Origin of the sequence: Clostridium sp. D43t1_170807_H7 (assembly GCF_015555905.1) — a bacterium.
Taxonomy (GTDB): Bacteria; Bacillota; Clostridia; order Clostridiales; family Clostridiaceae; genus Clostridium.
Genome location: NZ_JADNLK010000014.1, coordinates 43474 through 64777, shown reverse-complemented (window position 1 = coordinate 64777; position 21304 = coordinate 43474). Strand labels below are relative to the sequence as shown.

General features: G+C 26.2%; 25 protein-coding genes and 4 pseudogenes. 2 read left to right on the top strand and 27 right to left on the bottom strand.

Annotated features, from left to right (window positions below; translation table 11 throughout):
- Positions 1–130: 130 nt before the first annotated feature.
- Positions 131–331, bottom strand: a complete 201-nt coding sequence (locus tag I2E98_RS10510; RefSeq protein WP_195468869.1) for a hypothetical protein — start codon at positions 329–331, stop codon at positions 131–133.
- A 221-nt stretch (positions 332–552) separates the two neighbouring features.
- Positions 553–963: a C-GCAxxG-C-C family protein gene (locus I2E98_RS10505; RefSeq protein ID WP_195468868.1), complete on the bottom strand. Its 411-nt coding sequence runs from the start codon at positions 961–963 to the stop codon at positions 553–555.
- Between the two features lie 229 nt (positions 964–1192).
- Here I2E98_RS10505 and I2E98_RS10500 point away from each other — a divergent pair, with 229 nt between their 5' ends.
- Positions 1193–2170 (top strand): biotin--[acetyl-CoA-carboxylase] ligase, encoded by a 978-nt coding sequence (locus I2E98_RS10500; protein WP_207737599.1) that lies wholly within the window; start codon positions 1193–1195, stop codon positions 2168–2170.
- 144 nt (positions 2171–2314) lie between these two features.
- Here the strand turns inward: I2E98_RS10500 and I2E98_RS10495 are convergent, their stop codons facing one another.
- The 19 genes and pseudogenes from I2E98_RS10495 to I2E98_RS10410 form a co-directional block, all read right to left on the bottom strand.
- Positions 2315–3085, bottom strand: coding sequence for a nucleoside phosphorylase (locus I2E98_RS10495; RefSeq protein WP_195468867.1), 771 nt, complete (start codon positions 3083–3085; stop codon positions 2315–2317).
- A 116-nt stretch (positions 3086–3201) separates the two neighbouring features.
- On the bottom strand, positions 3202–3609 hold the full coding sequence (locus I2E98_RS10490; RefSeq protein ID WP_195468866.1) for an HAD-IA family hydrolase: 408 nt from the start codon (positions 3607–3609) through the stop codon (positions 3202–3204).
- 216 nt (positions 3610–3825) lie between these two features.
- Positions 3826–4098, bottom strand: a pseudogene (ribH, locus tag I2E98_RS10485) (6,7-dimethyl-8-ribityllumazine synthase); the annotation flags it as partial.
- 143 nt (positions 4099–4241) lie between these two features.
- A pseudogene (locus I2E98_RS16050) lies at positions 4242–4379 on the bottom strand (bifunctional 3,4-dihydroxy-2-butanone-4-phosphate synthase/GTP cyclohydrolase II); the annotation flags it as partial.
- Between the two features lie 113 nt (positions 4380–4492).
- A complete protein-coding gene (locus I2E98_RS10475; protein ID WP_195468864.1) occupies positions 4493–5149 on the bottom strand; it encodes a riboflavin synthase in 657 nt (218 codons plus the stop codon).
- Positions 5150–5160: 11 nt separating this feature from the next.
- A pseudogene (gene ribD / locus I2E98_RS10470) lies at positions 5161–5968 on the bottom strand (bifunctional diaminohydroxyphosphoribosylaminopyrimidine deaminase/5-amino-6-(5-phosphoribosylamino)uracil reductase RibD).
- 130 nt (positions 5969–6098) lie between these two features.
- Positions 6099–7343 (bottom strand): adenylosuccinate synthetase, encoded by a 1245-nt coding sequence (locus I2E98_RS10465; protein WP_195468863.1) that lies wholly within the window; start codon positions 7341–7343, stop codon positions 6099–6101.
- Positions 7344–7373: 30 nt separating this feature from the next.
- Positions 7374–8288, bottom strand: coding sequence for a hypothetical protein (locus tag I2E98_RS10460; RefSeq protein ID WP_195468862.1), 915 nt, complete (start codon positions 8286–8288; stop codon positions 7374–7376).
- 190 nt (positions 8289–8478) lie between these two features.
- The gene (locus tag I2E98_RS10455) at positions 8479–9381 is read right to left on the bottom strand and encodes an NUDIX domain-containing protein (protein ID WP_195468861.1); all 903 of its coding nucleotides are present in this window, start codon (positions 9379–9381) and stop codon (positions 8479–8481) included.
- Positions 9382–9478: 97 nt separating this feature from the next.
- Positions 9479–9859 carry a DUF4440 domain-containing protein gene (locus tag I2E98_RS10450; RefSeq protein ID WP_195468860.1) on the bottom strand — a complete coding sequence of 127 codons (381 nt, stop codon included), beginning with the start codon at positions 9857–9859 and terminating at the stop codon, positions 9479–9481.
- A 189-nt stretch (positions 9860–10048) separates the two neighbouring features.
- The gene (locus tag I2E98_RS10445; protein WP_195468859.1) at positions 10049–10666 is read right to left on the bottom strand and encodes a flavodoxin family protein; all 618 of its coding nucleotides are present in this window, start codon (positions 10664–10666) and stop codon (positions 10049–10051) included.
- 132 nt (positions 10667–10798) lie between these two features.
- The gene (locus I2E98_RS10440; RefSeq protein WP_195468858.1) at positions 10799–11647 is read right to left on the bottom strand and encodes an NAD(P)-dependent oxidoreductase; all 849 of its coding nucleotides are present in this window, start codon (positions 11645–11647) and stop codon (positions 10799–10801) included.
- A gap of 223 nt (positions 11648–11870) precedes the next feature.
- The gene (locus tag I2E98_RS10435; protein ID WP_195468857.1) at positions 11871–12650 is read right to left on the bottom strand and encodes a peptidoglycan recognition family protein; all 780 of its coding nucleotides are present in this window, start codon (positions 12648–12650) and stop codon (positions 11871–11873) included.
- Between the two features lie 127 nt (positions 12651–12777).
- A pseudogene (locus tag I2E98_RS10430) lies at positions 12778–13584 on the bottom strand (aryl-sulfate sulfotransferase); the annotation flags it as partial.
- A 24-nt stretch (positions 13585–13608) separates the two neighbouring features.
- Positions 13609–13776: a hypothetical protein gene (locus tag I2E98_RS10425; RefSeq protein ID WP_195468856.1), complete on the bottom strand. Its 168-nt coding sequence runs from the start codon at positions 13774–13776 to the stop codon at positions 13609–13611.
- Between the two features lie 272 nt (positions 13777–14048).
- The gene (locus I2E98_RS16330; protein WP_347708030.1) at positions 14049–14261 is read right to left on the bottom strand and encodes a hypothetical protein; all 213 of its coding nucleotides are present in this window, start codon (positions 14259–14261) and stop codon (positions 14049–14051) included.
- 15 nt (positions 14262–14276) lie between these two features.
- Positions 14277–14606 carry an ATP-binding cassette domain-containing protein gene (locus I2E98_RS16325; protein WP_347708031.1) on the bottom strand — a complete coding sequence of 110 codons (330 nt, stop codon included), beginning with the start codon at positions 14604–14606 and terminating at the stop codon, positions 14277–14279.
- A gap of 504 nt (positions 14607–15110) precedes the next feature.
- Entirely contained in the window at positions 15111–15521 is a 411-nt protein-coding gene (locus tag I2E98_RS10415; protein WP_195468855.1) for a peptide deformylase, read from the bottom strand.
- Positions 15522–15542: 21 nt separating this feature from the next.
- Positions 15543–16007: a UPF0158 family protein gene (locus I2E98_RS10410; protein WP_195468854.1), complete on the bottom strand. Its 465-nt coding sequence runs from the start codon at positions 16005–16007 to the stop codon at positions 15543–15545.
- A gap of 213 nt (positions 16008–16220) precedes the next feature.
- Here I2E98_RS10410 and I2E98_RS10405 point away from each other — a divergent pair, with 213 nt between their 5' ends.
- Positions 16221–16487 carry a DUF4190 domain-containing protein gene (locus tag I2E98_RS10405; protein WP_195468853.1) on the top strand — a complete coding sequence of 89 codons (267 nt, stop codon included), beginning with the start codon at positions 16221–16223 and terminating at the stop codon, positions 16485–16487.
- An 80-nt stretch (positions 16488–16567) separates the two neighbouring features.
- Here I2E98_RS10405 and I2E98_RS10400 read toward each other — a convergent pair whose 3' ends face one another.
- From I2E98_RS10400 to I2E98_RS10375, 6 genes are all read right to left on the bottom strand, one after another.
- Positions 16568–17383, bottom strand: coding sequence for a MerR family transcriptional regulator (locus I2E98_RS10400; protein WP_195468852.1), 816 nt, complete (start codon positions 17381–17383; stop codon positions 16568–16570).
- 17 nt (positions 17384–17400) lie between these two features.
- Positions 17401–18402: an MATE family efflux transporter gene (locus I2E98_RS10395; protein WP_195468851.1), complete on the bottom strand. Its 1002-nt coding sequence runs from the start codon at positions 18400–18402 to the stop codon at positions 17401–17403.
- Between the two features lie 176 nt (positions 18403–18578).
- Positions 18579–19148: a 50S ribosomal protein L25 gene (locus I2E98_RS10390; protein WP_195468850.1), complete on the bottom strand. Its 570-nt coding sequence runs from the start codon at positions 19146–19148 to the stop codon at positions 18579–18581.
- Positions 19149–19292: 144 nt separating this feature from the next.
- Positions 19293–20054, bottom strand: coding sequence for a hypothetical protein (locus tag I2E98_RS10385; RefSeq protein ID WP_195468849.1), 762 nt, complete (start codon positions 20052–20054; stop codon positions 19293–19295).
- A 166-nt stretch (positions 20055–20220) separates the two neighbouring features.
- On the bottom strand, positions 20221–20364 hold the full coding sequence (locus tag I2E98_RS10380; RefSeq protein ID WP_195468848.1) for a response regulator: 144 nt from the start codon (positions 20362–20364) through the stop codon (positions 20221–20223).
- 283 nt (positions 20365–20647) lie between these two features.
- Positions 20648–21268: a hypothetical protein gene (locus I2E98_RS10375; protein WP_195468847.1), complete on the bottom strand. Its 621-nt coding sequence runs from the start codon at positions 21266–21268 to the stop codon at positions 20648–20650.
- Between the last annotated feature and the right edge of the window lie 36 nt (positions 21269–21304).

Sequence of the window (21304 nt, the reverse complement as noted above, 5' to 3'; positions counted from 1 at the left end):
AATAATATATTCACTTTAGTAGCTTCATTGTTAACTTTTATAAGGTTTATTATAAAATAAAAAAAAGATTATACTAATAATAAATAATTATTAGATACAACCTTTTAATTCTTATGAAAAAATATTAATATTAAATTTTATGATCTACTTTAAATTTTCTATAAAATGAAAATATACCTGATCCTATAATTCCTAAAATGCCTCCAAGTGCAAAGAAAAATAAAATATCTTCTACTAAAGCTCCAATTATTATTCCTAAGCCCACCCCGCTAGCTAATCCTTTTGTTAAATATTCATAATCTTTTTCTGATAAAATTAATTTCTTCAACACTTCTTTTACCCCCCATACTACATAACTAAAATTTAATTTATACCTATTAGATTTATAAAGCACATAAAAAGTTCCATAAATTTCTTATTTTATATAACTAATTATTAACATTAAATATTGACACACAGTTATTATATTTATTTTTGCATATATAGTTACTTAAATTTTAGTATAATTTATTAATCAACCTTACCTTAATTTATAAGCTTTATTTAACAACATCAATTCATCTTTTTCTTTACTATTTCTTCTAGTATTTCAGCTGCATCTTCTACACATCCTCTACAAGAACGTAAAACTGTACCTGTAGTAATTCCTTTTAATTCTTTACATAAAACTGATGTATTTTTTTCTTTAAATCTTCTTTCTATTTCATTTAACAGCTCTATATCTTCCTTAATTGGTTCTGCTGGATTTTCTAGATTTACATTTTCATTTAAGTAATTAACTATAACATATGCACCCATTACAGCCCCACATACTTTATATGCTCCACCACTATATCTTCTAACCATATCTTTCATTGTAGCTTCATCCACATCAACTAAATCACAAAAAGCACATGCCACAGCTTGAGAACATGTATATCTATTACTATGCAACTCTATTGCTTTATTTTTTCTTTCTCCCATTTTAAATCATCCCTTTCTTTTATCATAACTTCATTTAATATTATATAGACTTTTTTTATGATTGTCACATTAATACTTTTTTCTCAACTTTATATCTACATAATTTTCTGGGATATTTTTCAAATTAACCCTATTTATAAATATATACACTTAATTGTTAACTGACTTTAATATCTTGATTGACAAACTATTTTTGAGTCAATATAATTTTTCTAGGAGGTAAATTATTATGTTAAAAAGTAAGGTTTTAAAAGTTTTAGAAGAAAATAAAGGAAAAACGGTTTCTGGCGCTGAAATGGCCAAAACTTTAAACCTATCAAGAACTTCAATTTGGAAAGCTATAAATTCATTAAGAGATGATGGATATACAATTAATGCTGTAACAAACAAAGGATATTCCCTAGCAGATAATACAGATCTTATATCTAAAGAAGGTATTTCTCTATATTTAAATAAAGATTTTTCAAATGTAGATATATATATTTATAAAACAACTTCCTCTACTAATGAAGTTGCAAAAAAATTAGCTTTATCTGGAGCTAAGCATGGAACTGTTGTTATTTCAGAAGAACAAACACAAGGTAAAGGTAGAATGGGCAGATCATTTTACTCTCCAGCTAATACAGGTATTTATATGAGCATTATATTACGTCCAACACTAACAGCAATGGATTCTGTATTAATTACAACATCTTCATCTGTAGCTATATGTGATGCAATACATAAAGTTACGGGCATAGAATGTCAAATTAAATGGATAAATGATATTTATATAAATAATAAAAAGATAGGTGGTATCTTAACAGAAGCTTCTACTAACTTTGAAAGTGGAACTATCGACTACTTAATTTTAGGAATAGGAATTAATTTTAATAATCCTAAAGATAATTTCCCAGATGATCTTAAAGAAATTGCAGACTCTCTTTATAATGGTAATAGTAATGGTATAAATAGAAATATACTTTGTGCAGAAATACTGAATAATATTTTAAGTATTATTCCCAAAATTAAAGACTATAACTTTATTTCAGAATATAAGAAAAGAAGTATTATTCTAAATCAAGAGATAATGTATACAAGTGGTGGAATTTATTCCAAGGGTAGAGCTATTGATATAAATAATGATGGTTCTTTAGTAATAAAACATGATGATGGTTCTATAAAAATATTAAATTCAGGTGAAATAAGTATTAGGAGGTTGAGTTAAATAGAAAAGTTTATTGTTATTCAAATTATCCATTATGTTAATGAAAATTCAAAAACAATATAAATAGAGTCTGCATCAAAATACTTATATATAAGTTTTGATACAGACTTCTTTGGAATAATCAAAGTAATTTAAAGATTTAAATCATTTTATACTAATAACAGAATCTAGGCATAAAGATAAAGCAATCTCAAATGAATCTCCACCCCAGCCTCTCTCATCATAATTTTCTATATCAGCCAATGTATCTGCTGTAAATAAAATTTGTCCAAATATTATGTTCCTAAAACTAGAACATGCTGCTAAGGCTGAGCATTCCATTTCAACAACAGAGCACCCCTCACTTCTTCTATAATCAACCTTATCTTTAGTCTCTCTAAAAAAACCATCAGTACTCCATGTTATGCATTCTATATATGAATAATTATTCTCATTTAATGCAAATTCAATAGCTTTTAACCCAATTTGATTTAACTCAATAAATCTTGAAGGTTTTAAATAATGATATGAAGTTCCCTCATCTCTTAATGCCTTTGTTGGAACTAAAAAAGTGTTTTCTGGTATATCAATCAACGCACCACATGAACCAGCCGATATTACTTCTTTAACTCCATAACTAATTAACCAATCTAATATTTGAGTTGCTGCAGCAGAACCTACAGGAGCTTGACATAAACATATTTCATAGCCTTTATAATTAGTTATGTATATAGGATATGATTTAGTTGCTGATTCAAATTCGGCAACTACCTTACAATTGTGTTTATTAGCATACTCATCAATATGCTTACCTAAAAAAGCAAAGACTGCTTTCTTAGGTAGTTTTAACTCTAATTTCTCATGATTAGGCATTATAACTGAAAGTTCATTATCATCATATTCTAATATTGGTATTTCATTTTTAATAATTGTCATAATACACCTCCTTATAAACACCCATATACCATATTTCTTTTATTCTACATCTACTACCATTATTCCTTTAATATATCTACTATTAACTTTTTTAAAAGAGATATAGCTAATAAAAGCTATATCCCTAATATATGGATAATATCCTTAATATTCTCTATAATATAATCAGCCTCTTTAAGCTCATCATAATTTCCATAGCCATAACTACAACCAATAGAAAATAAATTATGCTTTTTTGCTAATTCTATATCAACAAATCTATCACCAACAACAATAAAATCTCCTTGGTAATTTTCCTTAATAAACTTAAAAATTTCATACTTAGGAATAAAGTGAAAATCTTCACTACAATAAAAATCTATAAAATACTTATTTAAATTAAATTTTTCTATATGTTTATTCATATAACTAGACTTACAATTACTTAAAAATATTAATTTATATCCATATTCATTTAATTTATTAAGTGTTTCAATAGTACAATCATATAACTGAACTTCTCCTTTATCTATATATTCAATCATAGCTTATCCTATAATTGAACTACACTTCTCTTTTTCACACTTTGGCAGATTAGGCATAAATGTATTCCACATATCCTTTGGACTTAAACCAAGAAATTTACTTATTTCTTCTTCTTCAAACTCTCTTTTCTTTGCATAACCATTGGCAACTAAATAATCATAAGCTTTCATAAAAGCAGGTTTATATATTTTTATACTATTATGCAGAGTGCCATCATAATCAAAATGAGGTGTTGATCCCTTTATAACTGCACCTAAGCAAATTACTACATCATACTCATCATTTTTAGCCATTTTCTTTGCTACAAGTGGTATTTCAAATGCTCCTGGAACCTATGCAACATCTATATTATTTTCCTCTACACCATGTCTCTTTAAACCATCTAAAGCTCCACCTAATAATTTTGATACTATAAATTCATTAAATCTTCCTACTACTATTCCAACCTTAAGTCCTTCCGCTACTAAATTTCCTTCTATTATTCTCATTTTTTCTTCCTCCTAAATTTTCATTCATTTTATATAATTTTTAATTTATAACTTGTCCTACATTTTTAACTTGAATCCTTATTTTTCTAAAAGTAATATAAACTATACTTGTTCATTGGTTTTACTATAAAACTCTAATAACTTTAAAGCATATGCCCAAGTTTTTCTTTTTTAGTTTGTAAGTAAAACTCATTTTTCTCATTATGGTTCATCTGAATTGGAACTCTATTTACAATCTCTATTCCACAACTTTCCAAACCATCTATCTTCCTAGGATTATTTTCATTTTCTCTATTAGGATTATCAACAACAATAACAATTTTTCCATCTTTTATATCTTTTATTGCTTCTTCAACGCTATTAAATTTATACATAAACCATTACTCCCTTCAAATTAAAAAAATCCATTTTCTTTTAAAAAATCTTCTGTTAATAATGTATTCTTTTTATTTTCTTCCTTTGTTGTAAGTCCCATAAGCTTTTCAACATATTTTGAAATCACATCACATTCAAGATTAACAGTTTCACCAATAGATTTATTTAACAATGTAGTTTCTTGTGCAGTATGAGGTATTATTGAAACTTTAAATACATTTTCATCTACATATGCAACTGTTAAACTTATACCATCTATTGTTATTGAACCTTTTAGCACTACATATCTTAAAATATCACTTTTAGCTTTTACGGTTACCCAAGTAGCATTATCTTCTTTTACTAATGAAATGATTTCGCCTACTCCATCTATATGTCCACTTACAATGTGACCTCCAAGTCTACTTTCTAGTGTTAATGCTCTTTCTAGATTAACCTTACTTCCAACAGTTAAATCTCCTAAGTTACTCCTTCTTAATGTTTCAGCCATTACATCAGCCTCAAAACTATTTGCTTTTAAATCTGTCACAGTAAGGCATACCCCATTAGTACAAATACTATCTCCTACATTTGTATTTTCTAAAACCTTATTTGCTTTAATTAATAATTTTGAAGATTTGCTACTTTTTTTTATTTCCTGTATAACACCTAATTCTTCAATTATACCTGTAAACATATAATCACCACCTAACATATATATCCTTCAACTAAAATATCTTCATCTACAATATTGGTAGTAATATCTTTCAATTTAAAGGCATCATTTAATTTATCTATTCCTATTCCACCTACTGGTGTTTTAGAGGATTCTCCTCCTATAATTTTAGGAGATATATAAATCATTACTTTATCAACTATACTTTCTTCTAAAGCAGAATAATTAAGTGTTGACCCTCCTTCTAATAAAATACTATCTATATTTAATTCCCCAAGTTTTTTTATAAGAGCACTTAAATCAACCTGTCCATTTTTTTCGTCTATAATTAGCACATTTAGATTCACCAGTTCTTGTTGCTATTTTCCCATCAAGAGACATAGCAGTTTTTAATACCACAAAAGGCTTTTTAGTTAATATATATTTTATAAATACTTCATTAAGGTTTTTACATTTATCTTCTAATACACCAACCTTTACTTCTATACCAGCCTTTTTTAATTTATCTACTCCATTTCCTGCAACTAATGGATTAGGATCTATCATTCCAATAACCACTCGCTTTATATTATTTTCAATTATTTTATCTGCACATGGTGGCGTTTTACCATAATGAGAGCACGGTTCTAAAGTTATATACATAGTAGATCCACTTGGATCTTCCTTTAAGCTTTTAAATGCATTTACTTCAGCATGTCCTTCTCCATATCTTTCGTGATAGCCTTCTCCGATTACAATTCCATCCTTTACAATTACAGCTCCAACCATTGGATTTGGATTTACTTTTCCTTCACCTTTCTTTGCCAATTTAATGGCTAACTCCATAAATTTTTCATCCAAATTTATCACCTCACAATGAAATTAATTTGAATTTAATAAATCATTCAAAAAAAGCCCTGAGCTTTTTACTCAGGGCTTAATATTTTACAATCATTCTTCTAATAGTATATGCTACTATTAAATATAAAATTTAATTCTCAACCATTTCTATAGTAGCTCTGGATGCTCCTTTACTTAAATAATATCTATATGGTTTAATTTTATTTATTACATTATTAATAAAAGTATTTAAGTTACTTTCTTTAAGACTATTATCAAAAATATATTTTGCAAAATTATCAATTTGATCTAAACAGGTTATTGCTAAAGATTTTCTTATATTATAACCGCTATTTATTACTTTATTAAAATCATTATATATATTTTCATTTAATAAATCTAAATCTAATAAAGCAAACCTTAAACATCCTTGAAATCTATTTGGTATATTGGTTAAATCAACTATTTTATTATATGGCGCACAATTTAATTCTCCAGGTAGCGGACCTGCCCCATGCCTTGTTAAATAACTTCTAGTTACATAAATGACTTCAATATTAATTTTATTTTTTGCTTCATTTGAAAATTCACTATAAACTTCATTCAAAAGTTCAATTACATTTTCCATGCCTGTTTTTGAGTGAGTTACATGAGGGAAGTACTTATAGTTTTCATGGAGCATTAAACCTTGAGCGCCTTCAAATATTAACGTTGTAAATTTCCTATTTATTTCTTTAAATGATGTTATTTTGATATCTTTTATAAAATCCTGTATATCTTCAATAAAATTAAATATCAAGTTATTATTTTCAAGTATACTCTTAAATTCATTGTCAATGTTATTTACTCCAAGTTCCTTTAACCTTTTATTAACATAATGATTTTTAATATCCATTAATATCTCATAAACTTTAGTTTTATTAAGATTTATATCTAATATATCTTTAACTTTTAACTTAAACCTATCTTTTGAGTTTCTAACTAATGTTTCATTAAAACCCAAACCACAACTACCATGATTATTTTTACCTCTAAAAATCTCAACAATTTGATTTATAATCATATCATAAGGTGTAGTTACTAAACATTCATCATCTACATATATTTGAGGATTTAATCCTTGCTTCCTTAACTCATTCAATTCCTTTAAAAAAGATAATGGATTAACTACAAAGTATTTACTTAAAAATGTTGGTGTATTATTAAAGGTTCCACTTCCAAAATGACCAAAAACATGTCTATTTCCATCTGGAGTCACTACTGTATGCCCAGCTTGAGCCCCTGAATTAAATCTAACTACAATTGGATTATCACATTTATTACAAAAATAATCTGTCATTAATCCTTTTCCCTCATCTCCAAAGTTTGCACCTATTATTACCTTTACCTCTTTCATTAATCCATACCTCCATAAATTATTTTTATACTAAAATCTCAAAAATCCTATTTTCCTTTTTCTTTGTGTCTTAAAATCATGGCTAGTATAATTTTCATAATAGTTTCTTGGTTCATTATTTCTATATAAAGAATCTCTTCCATTAAATCTTTGTAATGTTTCTACTATAAGCTCTGCCAAATTCTCATGATTTTTTAAAGATAATACTCTTTCACCTAAAATACTTCTCCAACTATTTAAAGCTCTTTCAGGATAATATCTACAGTAACTACCTTCTTCAATAACAATATGAAATACTTCGTATTGTTCTGAAACTAGCCTAAATAACTCTCTAGTTGAAATTGTATTAAATTGTGGTTTATACCCTAAAACTCTTTCTATTTCATATGAACTTAAATCTTCTGGTGGACATTCATCACCTATTGTAAATAAGAATCCTTTTTTACCTCTTTTAATATAGTTATCACACTTAGTATGCATTGCTGCGAACCACCATGGTAATGTATAACTTTCACAGTCATTTCCACCGCCACCTTTCTCAAGATATATCTTTGTTAATGCTTCTGCTATTCTTATATCAGCTTCAAATTGTGTTACTTGAAGTGGTGCACTATCGCATTTAACATCACCAATTCCCATAAACATCAAATGTGGATCATTTATTGGCTTTTTATTATATATTTCAGTAGCTAAATTTCTTAATCCTACTCTAGCCATATTATCTAAAATAAATCCCATTGAACCAGTTACATCTAATCCAATAATAATAGGTGTAGCATTTGGATTATCAATACTATCACAGCTTTCCCTATAAGTTATTCCTCTTGGATCTAAATCTGGATTTAAACTTATAGAAGTATATATATCCTCTACCCTCTCTCTTCCACTAATATTCCTTTGTGAATATTCTCTCCAATCTCTTTCTGACCATCTTCCTGTTCCCATAAATTAATACCTCCTAAACATTTTACTTATTTTCAATTTGATATTAAGTATTTTCAAAAAAATATTTTATTACTGTTAATAAAATATAATTTACTTTATATCATATAGATAATATCAATTTGATTTTATATTATAGTATATTAAAAATCTCATAAATAATGCATAAATTTATGAGATTTTTTTAAATTATTTAAAACTCATATTCCCAGTTTTCATTAAACTTATAAACTTGTGCTGGGCGATAGGGCTTTCCTTCAAGCTTTTCATCAGTTTCAACTATCATATTTCCAATTTTTCTTCTAAAGTTCAATAACTCTTTTCCCATTATAGCTTCATAAACATATTGAAGTTCTTTTACAGTAAAAAGCCTAGGTAATAAATTAACTGCTATTGGAGTATACTGAATCTTATTTCTTATCCTATCAATTGCATAGTCTAATATTTTATAGTGATCAAAGGCTAATTCATCATTGTTACTATTTAGAAATTTATAGCTTACTTTCTTTTGCCTAAAAATATTTTTCTCTAATATTTCAGTTACTTCATAATTTATTTTTATTTTATCATCTTCTGAAGCAAGACTTAATAAATATCTCTTTTTAATATCAGTGGTAAAATTTTCAGTACTAATTAGTTTTTTACTTATCCAAAACCATTGAACTTCCTTGGCATCATCACCAGCAATTGGTTTTACACTATTCTTTGAAATTAGTGCAACATTACCAACACTTATAACTCTAGTTCTTGGGTCCCTATTAATTTCACCAAAAGTATAAAGTTGCTCAAAATAGACTTTATCTATTCCTGTTTCCTCTTTTAATTCTCTTTCTGCTCCTTCTTGTAGACTTTCATTCATTCTCACAAATCCACCTGGAATAGCCCATTTTTCAATAAAAGGATGTTCTTTTCTTTTTATCAATAATACTTGCATTCCTTTTCTAGGAACTTTACGTATATTCTCTTCTTCTTTATCTTCTGTTGTAAAAATAATAATATCATTAGTAACACTAGGTCTTTCATACCTTGCTGGATTATATGCTTTAATAAACTCTTCTTCTGTTAATCCATCTTTATCTTTTATATTAACTTTCATAATTTATTTTTAGTGAAAGAGTATATGACAAGTGACAAACTCTCACCAAATCCTCCAATCTTTATTGTTGTTGACTTTTTAGTATTTAACAAGTTATTTATATATCAAATTTAGATGTATATGTTCCTTGATGAAAAAACATTTTCCATTTCCCATCAATATATTTCCATATTGTACTACGAAGAGAATATTTTTTATTTTCATTCGGTTCATTGTGTTTTATCACTTTATACATTGCTAAAATACAATCATCTGATAATTCATTTATTTTAAAATCTATAATTTGCCAAAACAATTCTTTGTTATCATCTTGCTCTTGAAATACATCACCATTTTTATAATGATATATATTTCCATTACTACAAAACTCAATAAAACAATCTGCTAATATATTACTTATCCTTTGTGCCGATTTTCTTACTTCTGATTTTAATAAATCACTTTCTAATTGTAATATGTGTTCTCTAATGGAATACATCGTTATCACCCCATATTCAAATTTAAATTTTGAATAACATAATTTGTTCACTACTTAGCTAAAGTTAGTATGATCATGATATTATCCTTTATATTAACTGTAATTCTATTATTTGTAAATGATTTTCAAAAAAATTATCTCAAAGTATAATCTAAATACTAAATTACACCTTGAGATAAAATTAAATATTTATCTAATAAAATTTGTTCTTTCTACTGGAACTAATTCAGGAAGTGGTACATTTTTAGCAGCTTCTTTACACTTGATTAAATAGGCCATATTTCTTGCTAATACCTTCATTGTTCTGATACCTTCTAAATCTTGTACAACCTCTTCTGGAGTATTTCCATGTATTTGATTCCAATAAACAGATGATACTATAGGCATTTCATTTATTGTAAAGTATTTATTTAATTGATCAAAGGCAGCACTAGCTCCTCCTCTACGACATGAAACAATACTTGCTCCAAACATATGTCTTAAATGATTCTTATCTGTTGAATAAAAAAGCCTATCTAAAAATGAAGTTGCTGCTCCACTTGCAGCAGCATAATGAACAGGAGAACCTACAATAAAGCCATCTGCACTCTCCATCTCTTTGCTTACTTCATTAACTAAATCATCATGGACACATTTGCCAAGCTTTCTACATGCATTGCATCCAATACATCCTATTACTGGCTTATTTCCAACCTCATAGAATTCAACTTCTATTCCTTCATTAATCAATTCATTTTCAATTACTTTTAATGCTGTATATGTGCATCCTTTCGATTTTGGACTTCCATTAAGTAATATTACTTTCATTCAAAACTCTCCTATAACAATTTTCTATAAAAATTATATAAAAACTTCATTTAATTTATAACTATTAGTTAGATTAATTACCGAAGTTTTAAACTTATCTAAACTCCCTCAAAACCTTTAAAAATATAATTATTAATACATTTCTATTATACTTTGAGTACCATAATCTCCGAAACCATTTTTCTCTAATTCCTCATACATTTCTAATACCTTATTAAGAATAGGTAAATCTTCACCCTTTTCTTCCATAACTTCCTTAGCTATTTTCATATCCTTTATAAAATGCTTATTAAAGAATCCAGGTGCATAATCTTTTTCAATCATCTTATAGCCATTGTTTTGAAGTTGCCAACTTCCAGCAGCTCCTTTTGATATAGCATCTAAAACAATTTTAGGATCTAAACCAGATTTTTTAGCATAAGTAATTGATTCCGCTACTGCAGCTACTGTACCTGCTATAGCAACTTGATTACATGCCTTACAGTTTTGTCCACTACCTGCTTCACCTAAATAAATTATATTTTTACCCATACATTCAAATATACTATACATATATTCAAAATCCTCTTTATTTCCACCTACCATAATTGATAATGTAGCATTTTGTGCACCTATATCCCCTCCTGATACAGGTGCATCTAAAACATGAAATTTATTACCTAATTCATATAATCTTTTAGCAAGAATCGGCGATGAAGTAGTCATATCAACTAAGTAAGCTCCTTCTTTTGCATATTGAAAGATTCCTTCATTCCCTAAATAAACCTCTTCAACATCCTTTGGATAACCTACAATAGTAAATATTGCATCTGCATTTTCTACACATTCTTTAATACTCTCTTTAACCGCTATTCCAAATTCCTTTAATGGTTCACATTTTGAAATTGTTCTGCTAAAAACAGAAACATTATGCCCATTCTTTGCTAAATTTTTAGCCATAGCACTTCCCATGACTCCTGTTCCAATCCAAGCTATATTCATTTTTACCTCCAAATCTTTCATTAAATATAAATTATTTTACACCATTATAATAATTTTATCATTTTTATTTATTATTTTCCATTTATATTTAAACATCAAAAATCCCCATAGAATAAATTCTACAGGGAAAATCTATTTCTAGCTGCTAGATTTTTTCTTAAAAGCTTATAATATAAACTATCATTTATATTTAATAACATTTTTATTATTCAATTTTAATAGTTTATTTGCAAACTTTTCTATTTTCATCAAATCCATATTGAAGATAATGATCCACCCCAGATACAAAGGTGCCTTTTTTAACTGCAGCTTCTACATCAGGATTAAGCTCTAGATACTCACCTTCATTATATTCTTTTGGAATGGGTGGCAATGGTAATCTTCCTTCCTTCTTTCCATAATCAACATAGTGTTTATAAGGGTTATCCTTATAGATTGGACTCTTAGCTACATCTGGATACTTTTTTAGATACCAATTCTTACTGAATACATACATAGAATAGTTCATCTCCTTATCATAACCATACTTACCTTCTAATTTATTTTTAAAGGAAGTCCATCTGTTCCAATTATTTTCTGACCAATTAGGACATATCTTACGACTTGTATCATAATGTCTTACAACATTGCTGCTAGCAATGTTATATCTGTTTTGTAAATACTTAACTAATTCTAATGTATTATTCTCTGTTGTTTCAGATATAATACCATTATAATTACAACACATTTCTATGGAAATAGAATTTTGATTAGTAATACCATATATACCATGACCATCCCCAATAGACCAAGCAGCATTAAATTCTTCTACTGATTGCCAGATAGAATTATCATCTACAAAATAATGTGCACTTGAACTTCTATCTCCACCATAAAAATAATCAACATTATTCTTAGCTGTATCACCCTTATTTCCAGTATAATTAAGAACTATATACTTAACACTATTACCATTTCTACTTGAATAATTAAAAGAACTTATTTTCCTTTGTATTGGTAACATTATATACATCACCTCTCATTTATCATACTATGAAAGCAATTTCACAGTTGTGCTAATAGTGTTAAATAAATTAGCAAAATATTAATATAAAAAAATATGTAGTATATTTTTTAGCTCTACTACATATTTTTCTTAATTCTTCATTTTCATTATAATTTTGTCCTAATTTCCATACTATTTTCCCTGTGCTTTTTTCAATTATTGCTATTATATTGGCTTCACGACTATCCCATATTATATTTTCTGGATTAAACCTTTCATCACTATTATCATACCATTTGTTTGGTCCAAGTGTTGACACTGAATTTATATGAAGCCAATCACCCATTCCTCCACCTGCTGGTCTCATGTTAGGATCTCTATAAAGAATATTTTTTGCAGCTTCATCAAAATCTAACTCATTAAAATGTTCATTAGCTTTCCATTGCCATATTATTTCACCTTCCCAATTAACTTCAATTATTTTATCATCTAAAAGTAATTGTTGTGATATCTCACTGTTTATAATATTTTCATGACATAAAATTAATGTATTTCCTCTATCAACAAGTGGTTCACTATTAGGTGAATAATAACCAACTGAACTACCTTCTCTTTGATAATCATGATGCTGTCTTGCCATCCATTGTGGTATTTCACCTTTATCTTCTATATACTCTGTTTTATTAAACTTCCAACAATCTTACCTTCTAAATCTACTTGAATTAAATCAAGCATATCTTGCATACCCTTTCTCCTGTACTTCCAATTACAAAACCACCTAGTAAAAGTTTATTAGGAAAGCCTTTTAACCCCTTCCATAATTGACCTCTCTACCATTCATATCTATTAGTAATGCGCCTAAATCATTTACTTGTAATAAGGTATATCCTCCCCATGCCTTTTCCTTGTTATATACTGTTACTCCTGTTGGATAAATAGTTGGATGACCTATTTTTAATTCCTCCCTTAATATACATTATTTATTTGCCTTTTCATAAAAAGATCTATCAACCCATGAATTTATATCAAAATCTTTAGATATGATATGATTATTTAGCATAAAATCCTTACTTTCTTCTAATTTTTTTATTGAATCTTCTGTACTATCTAAAGAAATAAAGTCAAATTTATTATCATCCCTCACTCCAACCAGTAGTTACTACAGCATCTACAGAATTACCTTGTAACGCTGATTCAGCATCTGTAGTATTTATTAATTCAACTTAATCTAATTTTATACTGTTCAAAGCTAATATCTCGTAAATATACTTATGGCATATATGTTCCCTTTTATTTCTCCTTTCAAATAAAATAAGGAGGCTAAAATTATAAATTTTAAACTAATAAAATTTATAAGATTAACCTCCAGTTTTTCTGGTCAATTAATTGTATAATCATTATTTAATTCCTCTTCTCTTAAATTGTATATTCTACTGAAATATCCTCAGTATCAAAAAAGTGTTTATATACTTGTTTCTTAATAGTTGCAAAATCATAACTACTTCTATCTCTTGATTTACCAATGTCTATATTTATAATTTCTTTTATTTTACCTGGTCTAGAAGACATTACTATTATTTTATCAGCTAAATAAATAGCTTCTTCAATATCATGAGTAACCATAATCATTGTAGTTTTTTCTCTTTACCAAATTTTCAAAATTTCGTTTTGTAATTGAATTTTAGTTAAAGCATCTAATGCTCCAAAAGGTTCATCTAATAATAATACTTTTGGATTATTTATTAATGCTCTTGCAATTGCTGCTCTTTGTGATATTCCTCCTGACAATTGATTTGGATATGCATTTTCGAACTCTTCTAATTTTACCATTTTTAGATGCTCTCTAATTAATTTATCATTTTCTTCTTTATTACTTTTATCTAAACCTAATGATATATTATCTGTTATAGTTAACCATGGAAACAACCTATGCTCTTGAAAAATCATAGCTCTATCTTTATCTGGACCGCATATTGTTTTACCATCTAATGATATTCCAAGTCCTAGTTTTAAACCAACAAATATTGAAGGAATTGCTGAAGGTAAATTAATATATCATTTATCAGTTGCCCACTAGTTAATTGATTTACAAAAGACTCTACAACTTGTCCTATATTAGGTAGTATAGCACTTGAAAAAATCTGTAATTTTGCTATTACAAACCAAACTATTAAAATTATAATAGGTAAAAATAGTGATAATAATTTACTATTAGTTAGATGGAAATAATAATTTAATTTTTTACTATTATTTGAGTTGATATTAATGTTAACACCTTTAATGTATCTTATTAGAATTTATACTTATTAAATAAAAAAACTCAAGAAATTTTTATAATTTCTCAAGTTTATCCTCTTTATCTCAATAAATATTATTTTTTAATTTACTTCTTTTATAGTATCTAAGTATATTGACTCCAATACATCAACATATTTAACACAAACTAATCAATAAATATTTTTTATGCACTAATATAACCTAGATTATTATTCCTTCAAAATGGTCAATTTCATGTTGGATTATTTGTGCTGTAAATCCTTTAAATATCTGTCTTTGCTTATTAAAGTTTCTATCTAAATATTCTACTTCTATTTTTTCATATCTAGTTGTTTTTCTAAATCCAATTAATGATAAACAACATTCCTCAGTATCATAACTGTTCTCTTTATTTAATATAACCGGATTTATCATAGGTATAATAAGATCACCTATAGTAAATACTAGTATACGTTTTTTAACCCCTATCATATTAGCAGCCATACCAACACAATATTCTAAATTTGCCCTTAATGTATCTACCAAATCATCTATAATAGCTATATCTTCTTTAGTAGCCGGCTCTGATTTTTGACTTAAAAACACTATATCTTTAACAATTGGTTTTATCATTTTGTTTCAACCTTTCTAAATTTAATACTCTATATTATTATCATTACACCACTTAATAGCTAACTTTCTTTCAGCATCTTCTCTATAATCATACCACTTATTAATAAGACCTTCATTTTCAATTGATTGCCTTAACTCTCTAAAAGAATCTTTTCTATTTAATATTTTATTCCTTAATTCTATATCTTCTATATTATTACAAAATTCAATCATCATACTATATTCATTAATATCATCATAAGATGGAAGTTGAATATAGTCACTTGGATTTTCTCTAAAATCATGAAGTGAAAGTATAAGTTCCTTTTCCCACTCTTCAAAATTATCTAAATTATGTATATCATCAGCTTTGTAAGTTGCAGAGCTACTATCCTCTATATACATTATAACTCCTGTATTTTTGTTATAGTAATGTTGTAATAATTCTCCTTCAAATTCTATAGCTTCTATTACATCTCTTAGATCTACTTTTAATTTATTGTTCAATTATAATCACATCTTTCCTATTTATTGCTTTTATTTATCATCATTATATTAAATTATTAACAATATCTCAATAAAATATAAAAAGCTGATAAAAATATTATATTAATATAAAATTATATATTTTAAAATAAGAAACATTTAAAGATAAAGATAATAATCATATTATATTTATTTGAGCATATAATTTATTAATTAATAATGGGGGTATTAAATTTGAGCGAAAATAACAATAATAATCAACTACAAAAATCAAACGGTTCTTATAATAGTTTATCTATTGCAGGTTTTATCCTAGGTATTATCTCTTGCTTTTTAAACTTCTGGGGAATTGTTGGAATTGTAGCTGTTGTTCTTTCAGCAATAGGTTTGTCCCAAATATATAAAGCTCAAGAAAAAGGAAAAGTATTAGCTATTTTAGGAATAATATTAGGTGCAATAAATATTATCTATGCAGTTTGTATACTTATTTTCCTAATGTAACCATGTAAATTAAAACGAAAATTCCATAAGAAATTATTTAAACGTATTTCTTATAGGATTTTCGTTTTAATTAACCTTTTTTATTTAATTTTTATTTCAAGTTGAATTATAGACTTTTCATCCTCTTTAGAATTCACCCTGGATAATATAGAAAATTCATTAAAATTACCTATCGGTTCTATATTGTACTTATTAATATGGTCCAACATCATTTTATAGTATTTTAAATTATTTTTATAGCTATCATCATAATACATAGTAAGGTATTTTCCCTTTTCTAATATTACATTTTCTGTTCCTTCACTTACATTTTCATGCTTATAAAGCATTATAGCAGTATAAACTACCTTATTCTCTCTTTCTAATATATCTAATGCTGCTTCAAATACTAATTCTGAATTTAACATCCAATTCTCTTTTTCTGATTCAAGTAAAACCTTTCTTAGATTTAGTTCTATATCTTCTTGATCTTTTAATATACATTTATACTTCTTAACTATTCTTTCATCATTATACTTAATAAATATTTTATTTTCTTCTATTTTCTTAGTTTCTTTTAATCTATCACCTAAAAAGTTAATATATGATTTAACACTTTCAAGCTCTTGTATCTTATTATCTAATACTTTTCGCTGTTGATCTATTAATTTCAACATAGAATCTACTGATATTTCATTTTTTAATAACTCTTCTATTTCCTTTAGTGATAATCCTATAACTTTGCACTGCTTTAATAAATCAATCTTTATAAATTGATTTACTGAATAATATCTATAATTATTTTGTTCATTTATATAAGCAGGCTTAAGTAGACCCATTTTATCATAATATATCAATGTTTGAATTGGAACATTTGTTAATTTAGATATTTCTCCAACTGAAAAATAAGTTTCCATATTAAAAATCTCCTAAGTTAATTTGCATTGTCAATAGCCCTCACAGTATACGACTTTATATTAACAGAATACCTCAATATAATAAAAGTTAATAGCTCAGAAACAAATAAACTAATCCATATACCATTAATTTTAAATAATTTAGCTAAAATAAATAATGATATGGAAAGTAGTATAACGCTTCTAAAAGCACAGAAAATATTTGAAATCTTAGGCATACTTATTGACTGATAATAAACTGTACTTATTAAATTAAAACCTACCATTATAAATGCAATATTTGTTACGTTTAACCCTATATATGCAATATTAGCAATTATAGTATCAGACGTAAAAATCAATATCATATCTTTTCCAAATAAAAAACATATACTTATAAATATAATATTTATTAAAATTGATGCCTTCATTGTTATAGAATAATATTTTAACATTTTTTTTGATTTTTTAGCACCATAATTATAACTTAATAATGGTTGTACACCAAGTGATAATCCTATAAATATATAGTCTAAAACTATATTAGTTACTGCACCTGATAAAGTTGATATCATTGCAAGTTTCGGTCTACCATCATTTCTAACGAAACTGTTTAAGGCAATTCCTATTAAATTTGGAATACAAAATAAACTATAATACTTTAAATAAGTTGAAGCTAATGGAACTAAGTTATTTGTAGCACCTAGTATTTTTACTATTTGTGTTGAAAATACTATAAAAATTAAACTTATACCTATACTTAAAATTAGTAAAAATTTAAATACTTGTCTAAATATTTTTATTGCTTTATCCTTATTATTACTTCCTATATTCTTAGATACAAGGTCTCCCCCACCAACAGCAAACATAGTTGCTATACCAAATAGCATTATAGTAAATGGCATAACTATATTAACTGCTGCTAATGCAGAATCTCCAACGCCTTGTCCAACAAAAATTCCATCAATTATTGTATATAGAGATGAAACAAACATGGCTAAAGCTGAAGGAACTGCATATTTAAAAAATTCTCTTATCATGATTACACCTCCATATTTTGTTTCTTTAATCATGATAAAGTCTATAGTAACTATAGAGTCAATAGTTATTTTTATAATATACAAAAAAGCTTCTATTAAAAATATATTATTTCTAATAGAAGCTTTTTTCATTTATTTTATACTATAATCACTTTTATTAATTATATAAAAATTACTTATTCTGTTGTTTCTTCATCTGATTCTTTATTATTAGAATTATAACTTATTTTAGCCATAGCTAAATCTCTATTACTTTCTAATACCATTTCACTTGGTATAGCTAAATCTCTAATAAAAATTTGATTTCCCTCTTCTAAGTTAGATACATCTACAAGTAAATTTTCTGGAAATTTATCTGCTTCCCCTTGTAATTCAACATCTGTAATAAAAGATTCTAATAATAAGTTTTTAGATGCTAAGACTTCTTCTCCAACAAAATTTACTGGAATCTTCAATTTAACTATATCACCTTTGTTTATACTTTGAAAATCTATATGAATTATCTTTCCAAAGGGATCCTGCTGCATTTCTTTAACTATGCACTTCTTTAAACTTCCATTTAATTTTAAAGATACAATTGAACTCTTAGGATATCTTAATAATCTAATCATTTCTTTTTTAGTCATTTTGGCAGCTAAAGACTTATGATGATTATCTCCATAAACAATACATGGGATTTCTCCATTTTTTCTTACTTTACTTCCCTTTTCACTTCTTTCACATATGTTGAATACTAAATTATCCATTGCAATCCTTCCTTCATCTCTTATATTATACAAAGCTTTTATTTTGTATATCATATTTTATTCAGGTTAATTATTTAATATTACTATTTGAATATTATTGCTTTCAGACATAAATAAATATCCACCAGCTTACCTGGTGGATATTTACTCTTCAAATAATCTTAGTACTCTTTCAACATAATCTTGACTATAGCCTTGATTTTTAAAATCTTCTATATAGAACTCATCAATTACTTTATCTTTTCCTAAACTTTGCAATTTACTATCTATTTCATATATAACATTTTCATAACTTTCATTAACTACTTCAATAGACCCTCCAATTAAGCTTATTTTAGTACCATCTCTCATTACTAAATTATAGTATACATTACTTTCTTGACCCTTAGTAAAACCTAATTCTAACCTTTCAACATCATCATAATTATATACCTTATCCGAAAATACTGTTTTATGAATTATTTCATTATTTGTTACTGCAGTATAGTTAGTATAACTAAATACAATAATTCCAACTACAAAAACAATATATAATACTTTAATTAAATTACTTTTTGAGAACTTATTTATCTTCCTATCAACTTTTATGGTCCATCTAACTAAAGAGCTGTAAGAATTAATATTATCATATATTAACTTCTCCTTACTTTTAGAAGATACCTTTTTACTTAAAAATTTGCTATTAAGTTTAAATATTATTATACATATAACCGAAGCAATAAGTACCATAATAGCTGCCATACTTTCTGAAGATATAGTATAAAGTATAAATGATTTTTTTTGAGAAATTACTTTATGACTTTCAATGAATAGTAAATTTCCTGCTAGAACTAAAGCTATAGTAGTTACGATAATTACTAAATATTTCAGAATCCATCTCAGCAATTCCTTAATTGATTCATTCAAAATACTCACCTACTTTTATATTAGGTATACCCTAAAACCTTTAATACTATTTTACTATTTTTTCAGATTATTATCCATATTAAATGAGTATATCTAACATAAATTCTTTATATTAATAACAAGAATTACATCAGCTATCCATCATGTAATATTTCAATAAAATGCTCTAATCCACATGATGATTATCTAATACATCCATTGCTTTTATACCATCTTCCTCCTTTAAAACTGAATAACCTTCTCTTTTTAAAATAGTCTCTAATAGTTTTCTCGTATGTTTATCATCTTCAACAACTAATATATTAATCATAATATCCCTACCTTTAGTATTAATATAATTTATATATAAAATTTATTTTTAATTAAGACTTACTTATTAAATTATCTATATAAATAAATTTTATTTCTATAATAATAGTAAATTATAAACTAAAAATAAACTTTAAAAACTTTACTATTAGTTTACTTTATAATATGCAAACTAAAAAGTTATTTAAAACAAACCATTAATACATAAAATCTCAAGGATTCATAAGAATCCTTGAGATTTTAACTGTTTCTTTATATTAAACTTTATATTTTCATAGAAATATCTATTTATTTTTTATAGATCTTATTACTTCAACCCTTGTAACTACATTATTAGTTATTTTGGCTACTCTTAAAGCAAAACCTGGATAATAAATACATACACCTGTTCCTAATTCTAACTTTCTAGACTCTATTTCTCGTAAAATAATATCTTCTAAAGTATCTTCCTTATTATCATGTGGTATATTAATATGTTCTAAAAAGTTTATTCTTTTTACTCTTTCACTGCTTCTATAAATTGTTTTATCTACTTCATCAAAATTATAGAATAAATACTTTCTTGTAGCAAATAATACTGCAATAGCTATTACCCCAACTAAATTTTGAAATATTGTCATGTGTTCAACAATTAATTGTCTTGCAATAGCAAATAATAATACTTCTATTACTGTTTCCGGAGTATGCTTACATAACATCTTTATAAATTCTATTCCTATAACAAAATTAAAGGCTATAGATAAATAATTATTAAATGCCTCTAAATTATTGTTTGAAAAAATAGATTTAATATCAAAAATAAGATATACAACTGATATTGCAATACAAACTGCTAAAAGTATTCCTATTATCATTTCTAGTGTATCTACTACTTTTAGTATCTGTTCTTTTATAAATTTTTTCATGTATCTGCCTCTTTCTTTACCATAAAACTTATACTT